The organism is Halomonas sp. THAF12 (genome assembly GCF_009363675.1).
In the GTDB taxonomy this organism is placed as follows: domain Bacteria; phylum Pseudomonadota; class Gammaproteobacteria; order Pseudomonadales; family Halomonadaceae; genus Halomonas; species Halomonas smyrnensis.
In genome coordinates this window covers 3,643,788-3,655,825 of sequence record NZ_CP045399.1, presented here as the reverse complement: position 1 = coordinate 3,655,825, position 12,038 = coordinate 3,643,788, and the positions used below count along the sequence as shown (strand labels likewise).

The 12,038-nt window shown below is 68.1% G+C and carries 14 protein-coding genes; 11 read left to right on the top strand and 3 right to left on the bottom strand.

Annotated elements, in window-relative coordinates; translation table 11 throughout:
- Positions 1-3: 3 nt before the first annotated feature.
- The 3 genes from FIU88_RS17030 to flgA form a co-directional block, all read right to left on the bottom strand.
- A complete protein-coding gene (locus tag FIU88_RS17030) occupies positions 4-453 on the bottom strand; it encodes a flagella synthesis protein FlgN (protein ID WP_152479983.1) in 450 nt (149 codons plus the stop codon).
- The gene (gene flgM, locus FIU88_RS17025) at positions 450-740 is read right to left on the bottom strand and encodes a flagellar biosynthesis anti-sigma factor FlgM (RefSeq protein ID WP_152479982.1); all 291 of its coding nucleotides are present in this window, start codon (positions 738-740) and stop codon (positions 450-452) included. The genes FIU88_RS17030 and flgM overlap by 4 nt, the downstream gene beginning before the upstream one ends.
- 92 nt (positions 741-832) lie before the next feature.
- Positions 833-1,513, bottom strand: a complete 681-nt coding sequence (gene flgA / locus FIU88_RS17020; protein ID WP_172977732.1) for a flagellar basal body P-ring formation chaperone FlgA — start codon at positions 1,511-1,513, stop codon at positions 833-835.
- 159 nt (positions 1,514-1,672) lie between these two features.
- Here flgA and flgB point away from each other — a divergent pair, with 159 nt between their 5' ends.
- From flgB to flgL, 11 genes are all read left to right on the top strand, one after another.
- On the top strand, positions 1,673-2,089 hold the full coding sequence (gene flgB, locus FIU88_RS17015; protein ID WP_152479980.1) for a flagellar basal body rod protein FlgB: 417 nt from the start codon (positions 1,673-1,675) through the stop codon (positions 2,087-2,089).
- An 11-nt stretch (positions 2,090-2,100) separates the two neighbouring features.
- On the top strand, positions 2,101-2,508 hold the full coding sequence (gene flgC, locus FIU88_RS17010) for a flagellar basal body rod protein FlgC (RefSeq protein ID WP_152479979.1): 408 nt from the start codon (positions 2,101-2,103) through the stop codon (positions 2,506-2,508).
- Between the two features lie 4 nt (positions 2,509-2,512).
- Positions 2,513-3,217, top strand: coding sequence for a flagellar hook assembly protein FlgD (locus FIU88_RS17005; protein ID WP_152479978.1), 705 nt, complete (start codon positions 2,513-2,515; stop codon positions 3,215-3,217).
- Positions 3,218-3,290: 73 nt separating this feature from the next.
- Positions 3,291-4,550: a flagellar hook protein FlgE gene (flgE, locus tag FIU88_RS17000; RefSeq protein WP_152479977.1), complete on the top strand. Its 1,260-nt coding sequence runs from the start codon at positions 3,291-3,293 to the stop codon at positions 4,548-4,550.
- A 15-nt stretch (positions 4,551-4,565) separates the two neighbouring features.
- Positions 4,566-5,318: a flagellar basal body rod protein FlgF gene (locus FIU88_RS16995; RefSeq protein ID WP_152479976.1), complete on the top strand. Its 753-nt coding sequence runs from the start codon at positions 4,566-4,568 to the stop codon at positions 5,316-5,318.
- Between the two features lie 25 nt (positions 5,319-5,343).
- Positions 5,344-6,126 carry a flagellar basal-body rod protein FlgG gene (gene flgG, locus FIU88_RS16990; protein ID WP_035594307.1) on the top strand — a complete coding sequence of 261 codons (783 nt, stop codon included), beginning with the start codon at positions 5,344-5,346 and terminating at the stop codon, positions 6,124-6,126.
- A gap of 28 nt (positions 6,127-6,154) precedes the next feature.
- Positions 6,155-6,838: a flagellar basal body L-ring protein FlgH gene (locus FIU88_RS16985; protein ID WP_152479975.1), complete on the top strand. Its 684-nt coding sequence runs from the start codon at positions 6,155-6,157 to the stop codon at positions 6,836-6,838.
- 33 nt (positions 6,839-6,871) lie between these two features.
- Positions 6,872-7,984, top strand: coding sequence for a flagellar basal body P-ring protein FlgI (locus tag FIU88_RS16980; RefSeq protein ID WP_152480266.1), 1,113 nt, complete (start codon positions 6,872-6,874; stop codon positions 7,982-7,984).
- The gene (flgJ, locus tag FIU88_RS16975) at positions 7,984-9,000 is read left to right on the top strand and encodes a flagellar assembly peptidoglycan hydrolase FlgJ (RefSeq protein WP_152479974.1); all 1,017 of its coding nucleotides are present in this window, start codon (positions 7,984-7,986) and stop codon (positions 8,998-9,000) included. The genes FIU88_RS16980 and flgJ overlap by 1 nt, the downstream gene beginning before the upstream one ends.
- Positions 9,001-9,104: 104 nt before the next feature.
- On the top strand, positions 9,105-10,766 hold the full coding sequence (flgK, locus tag FIU88_RS16970) for a flagellar hook-associated protein FlgK (protein WP_152479973.1): 1,662 nt from the start codon (positions 9,105-9,107) through the stop codon (positions 10,764-10,766).
- An 18-nt stretch (positions 10,767-10,784) separates the two neighbouring features.
- Positions 10,785-12,008: a flagellar hook-associated protein FlgL gene (flgL, locus tag FIU88_RS16965; RefSeq protein ID WP_152479972.1), complete on the top strand. Its 1,224-nt coding sequence runs from the start codon at positions 10,785-10,787 to the stop codon at positions 12,006-12,008.
- Positions 12,009-12,038: the final 30 nt, after the last annotated feature.

The window sequence follows — 12,038 nt, the reverse complement described above, 5'->3', positions numbered from 1 at the left end:
GGGTCAGGCCCGCGCGTCGAGGCGGCGCGGCTGAAGGCCGGTGCGGCCGTCGGCGGAATAGGTGTCGGGATCGGCGAGGCGGTGGATATAGTCGAGCATCTGCTGGTTGTGGCGCATGCGCAGCGCCAGCAGTCGCCCGTTGCGTTCGTTGAGCCGGGCAATCTGCCGGGCGTGATCCAGCATGGTCTGCCAGCCGTCGAGGCAGCCGGCGTCGGCCGCGGCCTGACGGGCGCCCTCGATGCCCTCGGCGTAGCCCAGCTGGCGCTGGACCCGGGCACGGGTTTCCTCGGTCTCCTCCAGCGCCTGCTGGAGCGCCGTCTTCTCGTCGGCCAGGGCGTTGAGCCGCCGGCCATCGATCTCGCCGGCCACCAGCAGTGACTGCTCTTCCTCGAGCAGCCGCCCCAGACCCGCCAGGCGCTCGGCCTGACCGCCGAGGAGTCGCTGCAGGCTCACTGAGCGTCGCCCTCGTCGGTCAGCAGGTCCTGCACGCTGGCGATCAGGCCGTCGGCGATGCGCTCGGGCTTGATCTCCAGCTGGCCGTCGCGAATGGCCTCGCGCAGCTCGTTGACCCGGGTGGCGTCGATGTCCTGGCTCGGATCGGTGGCGCCCTGGCGCAGATGCGTCGTGGTCGCCGATTCCGGCGTGTCCTGGCCCGCCGCGGGCGTTTCCCGGGTCTGGCGCGTCGTGTCGCGTGACTCGATCTGCCCGGGGCGCAGGGGATGGTGATTGTCGACTTTCACGTTGAAGTGCCTCGTGAGCGGTGCGTTATTCGAGCTATCGGCACTCGAGGCCGTTACTTTAATGCGCGGCCGGGGGTGGCGGCCAGTCCGGGTCAGTCATCCACGGCCAGCCGATTGCGACCGATGACGCGCCCCTCGAGGATGCGGCGATCGTCCAGCCGTACCCGGATGCGTTCGCCGCGTCCGCCGGCGCCGAGCGCCTCGGCCCGACGGGTGACGCGAAAGCCCTGTCCGCCGGCCTCCAGGATCACGCTGGCGCCGCGTTCCACCAGCCGTGGCGCACGCACCTGATGAGACTGGATCGCCCGTCCCGCCGCCAGCGAGCGGCGCGCCTCCTGGCCGACGATCGCCTCGACGGTTCGCAGTGCCCGCCTGGGCAGCCGGTCGAGCTCCCCCCGCCGTTCCTCCAGATCGTCGCGCGTCAGCCGCGTGCCGGCCTCGATGGCATGCGCCGTGACCGGATAGCGGCCGATCACGCTGACCTCGGCCTGCAGGTAGCGCGTCCGGCGGTCTTCGCCCGAGCAGCGTACGCCCACCGACAGCCGCCCCAGCGGCGCGCGAGACGTGTCCCTCAGGAAGGGGGTCGGCTGCTGGCAGGCCGGGAAGTGCGCGGCGGGCGGATAGAGCGTCACGCTGACCTCGTCGCCCAGCGGGGCGGCCTCGGCGGTCAGGAAGGCGCGCACGGCGTCGAGCATCGCCGTGTCCTCCGCCGACGTCGGAAGGGCGGCCAGCAGCAACAGCGGGAGCAGGCAGCGACGGAGCAATCGGGACATGGGCACGCTCGGAGGAAGTTCCTGACGGCAGTCTAGCGCTCGCCTCGACGGGGGATGCCGTGAAATGGCCCGGCTATCGAGGGCTGTTCGGTCCTTTGGGCTGACAGCACCGTGGCTATTCTCCATCGTCGACGAATTTCCTTTTCCGGAGCGTGCCGGATGATCGATCAGCTCGAAGCCTCCCTCAACTTCTCCCAGCAGGCCCTGAGCCTGCGCCATGAGCGACAGAAGGTGCTGGCCAGCAACATCGCCAACGCCGATACCCCGGGCTACAAGGCCCGCGACATGGACTTCGGTGCCGAACTGGCCAGGGCGACCCGTCAGGGCGGTGCCGGCGCGGGCGGTGGGCTGTCGCTCGCGCGCACCGACGGCGGCCACATGGCCGGCCAAGGCATGCCGTCGCCGCGCGGGGAGCTGCTCTATCGGGTGCCGGACCAGCCGAGCCTCGACGGCAACACCGTCGACATGGACCGCGAGCGCACCGCCTTCGCGGACAACTCGGTGCGCTATCAGGCCTCCCTGACGCTCCTCAACAGTCGTATCCAGGGCCTCAAGAAGGCCATGCAACCCGAATAAGGAGCGGTGGCATGTCGATGTTTTCCGTGTTCGATATCTCCGGCTCGGCGATGAGCGCCCAGTCGCAGCGCATGAACGTCACCGCCAGCAACCTGGCCAACGCCGACAGCGTGGCCGGCCCGGACGGCGAGGCCTACCGCGCCAAGCAGGTGATGTTCGAGAGCCAGGCCGCCTCGCGCCATGGCGTGGGCGGCGTCGGCGTGCGCGAGGTGGTCGAGGATCCGGCGCCGCTGCGCCGGGAGTATCGCCCCGAGCACCCGCTGGCCGATGAGCAGGGCTACGTGAGCCTGCCCAACGTCGATCCCGTGGCGGAGATGGCCAACATGATCTCCGCCTCCCGTTCCTACCAGGCCAACGTCGAGGTCATGAACACCAACAAGCAGTTGATGCTCAAGACCCTGACGCTGGGCGAGGGCTGATCCCATGGCTTCCACCATCGATTCCGGCGTGCTCAACGGCCTCAACGGCGGCGCTGCCGGCGCCTCCGGTGCCGGCGGGCTGACCTCCGGTCAGTCGGACGAGCTGCGCAACAACTTCATGACCATGCTGGTGACCCAGCTGCAGAACCAGGATCCGATGGATCCGATGAAGAACGAGGAGATGACCTCGCAGCTGGCGCAGATCAATACCGTCAGCGGCATCGAGGAGCTCAACGACTCGCTGTCCGAGATCACCAGCCAGATCGACGCCGGGCGCACGCTGCAGGCCACCTCGCTGATCGGTCAGGGCGTGATGGTGCCGGGCAATCGCGTGCTGCTCGACCAGAACGAGAACGGCGACGTGACCACCACGCCCATGGGCGTCGAGCTGGCCGCGCCGGCCGACCGGGTCACGGTGACCGTCACCAGCGGCTCCGGTGAAGTGCTCAACACCTATGACCTGGGGGCCCTGGATGCCGGCGTGCAGTCCTTCAACTGGGACGGCAAGACCCGCGATGGCCAGATCGCCGCCGACGGCGCCTACCAGTTCCGCATCGAGGCCATGCAGGGCGACAGCCCGGTGTCGGTCGAGGCGCTCAACTACGCCATGGTCAACCGTGTCACGCCGTCCCCGGACGGTGACGTCCAGCTCGACCTCGGCGCCGTCTACGGCCAGGTGGGGCTCTCGGATATCAAGCAGGTTCTGTGATGCGTCGGGGCCGGTTCGAGGGGCGAGGCGGCTCAGCACCTTTCATGATTCGATAACGCAGGGATAACACGACATGGGCTTCTCACAAGCGCTCAGCGGCCTGAATGCCGCCTCCTCCAGCCTCGACGTGCTGGGCAACAATATCGCCAACTCCCAGACCGTGGGCTACAAGAGCTCCGGCGCCCAGTTCGCCGATATCTATGCCGGCTCCACCGGCCTCGGCACCCAGGTCTCCGCCGTGCTGCAGGACTTCAGCGACGGCAATATCGAGAACACCGGCCGCAACCTGGACCTGGCGATCAGCGGCGATGGCTTCTATCGCTTCGAGCAGGAAGGCGAGGTGGTCTACTCGCGCAACGGCCAGCTTAGCATGACGGCGGACGGCTATCTGGAGAACGCCCAGGGGGCGAGGATCATGGGCTACGGGCTCAACGCGGCGAATGAAGTGCAGGCCGGCGGCCAGCCGCAGGTGATCCAGGTGCCGGCCGACGATATGCCGGCCAGCGCGACGGCCAATGTCGCGACCTCCTTCAACCTGGATGCGCGCGAGGTCGCGGGTGAGGGGCTCAGCCAGGCCACGGTATCGACCGACGTGTCCACGCCGGCCCAAACGACGGCCACCGAGCAGACCATCGACTATCACTTCTCTAACAACTTCTCGGTCTACGACTCACTGGGCAATCCGCGCAACGTCACCGTCTATTACCAGAAAGATAATGCCGCGGCCAATACCTGGAACGCCCAGGTCGCCATGGATGGTCACTACAATGCCGCCAACGACTTCCAGGTGACCTTTGATGCCAACGGCCAGCTGACGGCTCCTGCCGCACCACCGGTCATTAACGTGGCCGCCGCCAATACCACGCCGCTCGGTGCCGGCCCGGTCGCTATGCAGTTCAATCTCGATCTCGCCGGTTCCACCCAGTTCGGCAATACTTCCGCGACCAACTCCCTGACCCAGGATGGCTATACCTCCGGCGCCCTGGTGGGCATCTCCATCCAGGACGACGGCACCGTGATGCGCAACTACGCCAACGAGCAGTCGGTGCCGGCGGGGCAGATCGCCCTGGCCAACTTCCGCAATCCGGAAGGCCTCGAGGCGGTGGGCGACAACGCCTGGGCGGCCACCGCGGCCTCCGGACAGGAACTGGTCGGCGAGGCCGGCACCGGCGTGCTGGGCACCATCACCTCCGGGGCCGTCGAGACCTCCAACGTGGACCTGGCCAGCGAGCTGGTCGACATGATCGTCACCCAGCGCGCCTACCAGGCCAACTCCCAGACCATCTCGACCCAGGATGAGGTCCTGCAGGCCGCCATCAACCTGAGCCGCTAAGCCGGGAGCTGAGTCATGGATCGCATCCTCTATACCGCCATGAGCGGCGCGCGCCAGAGCATGGAGCAGCAGGCGGTGGTCAGCCATAACCTGGCCAACGCCTCCACCACCGGCTTTCGCGCCCAGCTGCACGCCATGCGCGCGGTGCCGGTGGAGGGCGACGGCCGCCTGGACACCCGCGCCTCGGTGGCGGCGTCCACGCCGGGCGCCGATACCTCGCCTGGCCCGATGACCCGCACCGGCCGGACCCTGGACGTGGCGATGAAGGGCGATGCCTGGCTCGCCGTCCAGGCGCCCGACGGCACCGAGGCCTATACCCGCCGCGGTGACCTCCAGGTCGACGGCGACGGCCTGCTGCGCAGCGCCGGCAACCCGGTGATCGGCGAGGGCGGCCCCGTCCAGGTGCCGCTGGGCGCGCAGGTCTCGCTGGGCGCCGACGGCACGATCAGCGCCATCGCTCCCGGCCAGGATCCCGATGCCCTGGTGCCCGTGGGGCGCCTCAAGCTGGCCACGCCCGGCCCCGGCGGCCTCGAACGCGGCACCGACGGCCTGTTCCGCGCGCCCGGCGAGGACGGCCAGCCCGGCCTGCTGCCGGCCGATGACGACGCCAGGCTGATCAGTGGTGCGCTGGAAGGCAGCAACGTCAATCCGGTGGAGACCATGGTGTCGATGATCGACGTGGCGCGGCGCTACGAGATGCAGACCAAGGTCATGAGCACCGCCGACGAGAACGATCAGCGGGCCAACAGCCTGCTCTCCTTGAGCTGAGCCGCATGAACATGAGGGAACCAGAATGATCAAGTCACTATGGACGGCCAAGACCGGCCTGGAGGCCCAGCAGACCAAGCTGGACGTCATCTCCAACAACCTGGCCAACGTCAACACCAACGGCTTCAAGCAGTCCCGGGCGGTGTTCGAGGACCTGCTGTACCAGAACCTGCGCCAGCCCGGCGCCCAGACCAACGCCCAGGATCGGCTGCCGTCGGGCATGCAGGTCGGTACCGGCGTGCGCCCGGTGGCCACCGAGCGTCTGCACACCCAGGGCGGGCTCGAGCAGACCGGCAACAGCCGCGACCTGGCCATCGAGGGCCGGGGCTTCTTCCAGGTGATGATGCCGGACGGCACCACCGCCTACACCCGCGACGGCAGCTTCCAGCTGGACCAGAACGGCCAGATGGTCACCGCCAACGGCTATCCGCTGGAGCCGGGCATCGTCATCCCGCCCAACGCCCTGTCGGTGAACATCGGCGAGGACGGCATTGTCTCGGTCAAGGTGCCCGGCGACAGCGAGCTGCAGGAAGTCGGGCAGGTCACGCTCTCGACCTTCGTCAATCCCACCGGGCTGGAGAGCCTGGGCGGCAACCTGTATGCCGAGACTACCGCCTCCGGGCCGCGCACCGAGGACATCCCCGGCATGAACGGCACCGGCAGCATCATGCAGAACTACGTCGAGACCTCGAACGTGAGCGTGGTCAAGGAGATGGTCAGCATGATCCAGACCCAGCGCGCCTACGAGATCAACAGCAAGGCCGTGCAGACCAGCGACGAGATGCTCTCGCGCCTGGCCCAGCTGTGAGGCGAGTGATGGACCGGAGGGCGAGGGCATGAGCGGGACGATTGTGGGCGGCGCATGGCGCTGGCTGCTGGTCGCGGCATTAGTGGTGCTGGGGGGCTGCGCGCAGATTCCCCACGCCTCGGTGGTCGGCGAGCAGGAGAGGATCGAGATTCCGGAGCGGCCGATGGCGCGCGCCAACGGCGCCATCTACCAGCCGCGCAGCGGCTACCAGCCGCTGTTCGAGGATCGCCGGCCGCGGATGATCGGCGACATCCTGACCATCGTGCTGGACGAGGACGTCAGCGCCAGCAAGAACTCCCAGTCCAGCGCCGACCGCAGCGGCTCGTCGAGCCTCGATCTGGCGCAGCTGCCGGATGCCCTGGACACGCTCGCCGAGTACGGCTTCGATGTCTCCGGGGAGAACGACTTCGAGGGCGGCGGCGGCTCCCAGGCCAACAACTCCTTCACCGGGACCATCACCGTCACCGTGATCGACGTGCTGGGCAACGGCAACCTGCGGGTGCGCGGCGAGAAGCAGATCGCCATCAACCAGGGCACCGAGTTCATCCGCTTCGGCGGCGTGGTCAATCCGCGCGACATCACCGGCGAGAACACCGTGCCCTCGACCTCGGTGGCCGACGCGCGCATCGAGTACGTCGGCGACGGCTACATCAACGAGGCGCAGCACATGGGCTGGCTGCAGCGCTTCTTCCTCAACGTCTCGCCCTTCTAGGAGAGTGGCATGATGACCGGCACTCGACGCGCGATGGGCGCACTCCCGCGGCTGGCCTCCGGGCTGGCCTTCGTCGCCATGATCCTGCTGGCGCTGCCGGCCCAGGCCGAACGGCTGCGTGACCTGGCGAGCTTCGCCGGGGTCCGCGACAACGCCCTGGTCGGCTACGGCCTGGTGGTCGGGCTCGACGGCACCGGCGACCGCACCACCCAGGCGCCCTTCACCGGCCAGAGCCTGACCAACATGCTCTCCCAGCTCGGCATCACCGTGCCCGCCGGCACCAACATGCAGCTGCGCAACGTGGCGGCGGTGATGGTCACCGCCGAGATGCCAGCCTTCGCCCGCCCGGGGCAGAACCTCGATGTGGTGGTGTCCTCGGTGGGCAACGCCGACAGCCTGCGCGGCGGCACCCTGCTGATGACCCCACTGAAGGGCGCCGACGGCAGCGTCTACGCCCTGGCCCAGGGCAACCTGCTGGTCGGGGGAGCGGGTGCGGCGGCCGGCGGTTCCAGCGTGCAGGTCAACCAGCAGGGCGGCGGACGGATCGCCAACGGCGCCACCGTGGAGCGCGAGGTGCCCCTCGACCTGGGCGCCAACGGCGGCCTGCTCGAGCTGCAGCTCGAGACCGACGACTTCGGCACCGCCCAGCGGGCGGTCAGCGCCATCAACCAGGCCTTCGGCCGCGTGGTGGCCTCGGCGCGCAACGCCCGGGTGATCGCCCTGGATGGCCCACGCGATCCCAATGCCCGGGTCAACTTCATGGCCCGGGTCGAGAACGTCCAGGTCACGCCCACCGAGGAACCGGCCCGCGTGGTGCTCAACTCCCGCACCGGCTCGGTGGTGCTCAACGGCCAGGTGACCCTGCGCCGGGCGGCGGTGGCCCAGGGCAACCTGTCGATCGTCATCGACAGCGACGTGGACGTCAGCCAGCCCAACCCGTTCGGCAACGGCCAGACCGTGGTGACGCAGAACGCCGAGATCAGCATCCAGCAGCAGCCCGGCACCCTCAAGGTGGTCGAGGGCGCCGACCTGATGGAGGTGGTCGACGCCCTCAACTCCCTGGGCGCCACGCCCAACGACCTGATGTCGATCCTCGAGGCGCTCAAGGAAGCGGGCTCGCTGCGCGCCGAACTGGAGATCATCTGATGAGCCTGGATTCCCCCGACACCGCCCGCGGCCAGTTCGCCCTGGACATCCAGGGCCTCGAGCGACTCAAGCACAACGATTCCGGCGAGGGCCTGAAGGGCGCCGCCCAGCAGTTCGAGGCCCTGTTCGTGCAGATGATGGTCAAGAGCATGCGCGAGGCGGTGCCGAGCTCGGGGCTGCTGCAGAGCCAGGCCGGCGACATGTATCAGGAGATGCTCGACAAGCAGTGGTCCCAGAGCGTGGCCGAGCGCGGCCTGGGGCTGGCCGACCAGCTGGTGGCCCAGCTCGAGGGCACGGTCGGCGGGCGGGATGCTGCGGCCGCGGGCGGTCGTGACATCGAGGCGCTGATCGCCGGGATTCCCCGCGGCACGCCGCGGCCGCTGACCGATGCGCTGATGGTCGAGCCGGACGCTGGCGCGCGGGCCGAGGAAGAAGCGTCATCGGCGCCGGCCTCCTTCCTCGAGGCGATCCAGACCGGCGTGGATGAGCCGGCGCCCGACGTGGCGGATTCGGCCGCGATGGCGGATCGGCCCGCGCACGTTCAGGCCTTCCTGGAAAGGCTCGCCGGCCCGGCCCGCGCGGCCAGCCGCGAGAGCGGCGTGCCGGCCGAGCTGATCCTCGCCCAGGCGGCGCTGGAGACCGGCTGGGGGCGCCGCGAGATTCCCACCGCCGGCGGTGGCAACAGCCATAACCTGTTCGGCATCAAGGCCGGCAGCCGCTGGCAGGGCGAGACCACCGAGATCCTGACCCACGAGGTGATCGACGGCCGCCGCCAGCCGGTGCGCGACCGCTTCCGCGTCTATGACTCCTTCGAGCAGGCCTTCACCGACTATGCCCGCCTGATCGGCGACAATCCGCGCTATTCGGGCGTCGGCGCGGCCGCGACGCCCGACCAGGCGGCGCGCGCGCTACAGCGTGGCGGCTATGCCACCGACCCGGCCTACGCCGACAAGCTGATCGCGGTGATGGACAGCCTGGGGCCGCTGCCCGAGGGCCCGCATCTGGCGTCGCGTTAATCGGCGCCTGGCAGGGCGTCTTCACGATCTTTCAGGGATATCCGACCTCAAGTCCGGCCCGCCGCGGCCGATAGCCTGAGAATCGGCAACAGGGAACCATCGTCATGAGCATCTTCTCCACCGGCTTGAGCGGCCTCAACGCCGCCCAGAACGCCCTGGCGTCCACCAGCAACAACATCAGCAACGTCTACACGCCCGGTTACAACCGGGAGGTGACCGTGCTGGGGGAGAGCAGCACCGGTACGGGGGGAGTGCGGGTCAACGATATCCAGCGCCAGTTCAACCGCTATGTCGCCGACCAGCTGAACGACGCCACCAGCAAGACCAGCGCGCTGCAGACCTACGGCACCCAGGTGGAGCAGATCGACAACCTGCTGGCCGACGAGGCGGCCGGGCTCTCGCCGCTGATGCAGGACTTCTTCTCCTCGATGGAGGACCTGGCCAGCGCGCCCTCCGACCCGGCCGCCCGACAGGGCGTACTCGGCGCGGCGGATACCCTGAGCGCCCAGTTCCGCTCCTTCGACGGCTACCTGCAGGACATGCAGGACGGCATCAACGGCCAGATCGAGGACGAGGTCACCCAGATCAACAACACCACCGAGCAGCTGGGCTCGATCAACCGCGAGATCGCCCTGGCCCGTGCCAAGCAGGGCGAGGCGCCCAACGCGCTGCTCAACCAGCGTGACCAGCTGGTCCACGAGCTCAGCGAGCGCATGGACCTGCGGCTCGATATCCAGGACGGCAAGTCCTATAACGTCAGCCTGCCCAATGGCCAGCCGCTGGTGATGGGCGATCGCAGCTTCAAGCTGGAAGCCATGGCCTCGCTGGAGGAACCCCAGCGCACCGTGGTCGGCTATCCGGATTCCAGCGGCAATGTGCGTGCGCTGGACGAGGATGCCGTCACGGGCGGCGCCCTGGGCGGGCTGATGAGCTTCCGCAGCGAGACCCTGGACAAGACCCAGAACCAGATCGGCCAGATGGCCGCGTCGCTGGCGGTGGCACTCAATCAGCAGCATGCCCAGGGCGTCGACATGAACGATGAGCAGGGCGGCGATTTCTTTACCATCGGTGAGCCACGGGCCTTCTCGGCAGAGGGCAATGCGGGTACCGCCGGGATTTCCGGTGTGGCCTTCGACGCCGATAACATCGCCCAGCTCAAGGCCAGCGATTACACGGTACGCGTCACCGATGCCGCGGCCTCGCCGGCGACCTTCGAGATCACGCGCAAGGACACCGGCGAGACGTTCGACGCGGCACTGTCGGATGCCGATGGTGACGGCAGCATCAACGATCTCGGCTTCGGCGGGATCACCCTGACCTTCGATGATCCCGCCAGCCTGGCCGACAACGATCGCTTCGAGATTCAGCCGGTTCGCCGTGCAGCCGGTGGCCTCGAGTCCGCCATCGGCGACGCCGACAAGATCGCTGCGGCCGGCCCGGGAGGCGGTTCGGGCAACAACGAGAATGCTTTGGCGCTGCAGGATCTCCAGCAGGCCAGCGTGGTGGGCGGATCGGCCTCGCTGAGCGAAGCCTATGCCTCCATGGTCAGCGACGTCGGCAACCGGACCAAGATCGTGCAGGTCAATCTGGAGGCCCAGCAGGGGCTGAGCGAACAGCTGGAAGCCGTCCAGCAGTCCGAATCCGGGGTCAACCTGGACGAGGAGGCGGCCAACCTGATCCGCTACCAGCAGTACTACCAGGCCAACGCCAAGGTCATCGATACCGCCTCCTCGGTGCTCGACACCGTGCTGGGCCTGCGCGGTTGATAGGGAGAGCTTTTCGAGATGCGCATCAGTACCCTCACCATCTTCAATCAGAGCGTTGGCTCGCTGAATCAGCAGCAGTCCCGGTTCAACGACGTCAGCATGCAGATCGCCAGCGGGCGCCGGGTGGTCAACCCGTCCGACGATCCCCAGGCGGCCTCGCGGGCCGTGGGCGTCAGCCAGTCGCTGGCCGTCACCGAGCAGTATGCCGACTCCCGGGTCAGCGCTCGCAACTCGCTGTCACAGGGCGAGAGCGTGCTCAACAGCGTCAGCGATGCGATCACCAGTGCCAAGACGCTGCTGGTCCAGGCATCGAACGGCACCCTCAGCGATGCGGATCGCCAGTCCGTGGCCTCCGAGCTGCGCGGGACCTACGAGACCCTGCTCGGCCAGGCCAATGCCACCGATGGCAACGGCACCTACCTGTTCGGCGGCTACAGTGACAGCAGTGCGCCCTTCATCAAGGGCGACGATGGGGCGGTCGAGTACGTGGGCGACAGCGAGGTGCGGCGCCAGCGTATCGATGCCTCACGCCTGATGGAGGTCAGCGACAGCGGGCAGGCGATCTTCCAGAGCGTGCCCAGTGGCGCCGGCCATGTGGCCACCGCCGAGCAGGACAACGCCGGCAGCGTGACCTTTTCAGGCCCTCAGATCGTGGACGACGAGGCCCTGGAGGCCGGGCAGTCCTATACCATCAACTTCGCCGGTGACGAGGCCTCGGGATTCAGCTACGAGGTGCTGAACGATGATGGCGACAGGGTGGACGATGGCGCCTATTCGCCCGGTGAAGACGGGATGAGGATTGCCTTCGACGGGCTGTCCATGAAGCTGGATGGCCAGCCCGTTGCCGGTGACAGCATCGCGGTGAATCCTGCCGATCAGGGCAATACCGACCTGTTCACCACCCTCGAGAATGCGATCTCCGTGCTGGAGAACCCATCCGGTACCGAAGCGGGGCAGGCCGCGCTCGCCAATACCCTGGGCACCTCCATGCGCGAGCTGGACAACAGCCTGGACAACGTACTGACGGTGCGCGCCTCCATGGGGGCGCGGCTCAACGAGCTGGACGTGGTGGATGGCGTCAGCGGCAACCGCACCCTCAACTACGAGCAGACGCTCTCCGATCTGGTCGATCTCGACTATGCCGAGGCGATCTCCGAATACAGCCTGCGTCAGGTCGGTCTGCAGGCCTCTCAGCAGACCTTCGCCAACATGAAGGGCATGTCGCTTTTCCAGTACCTCTGATCCCTTTTCCCTGCCGGTCATGGTCCGTCC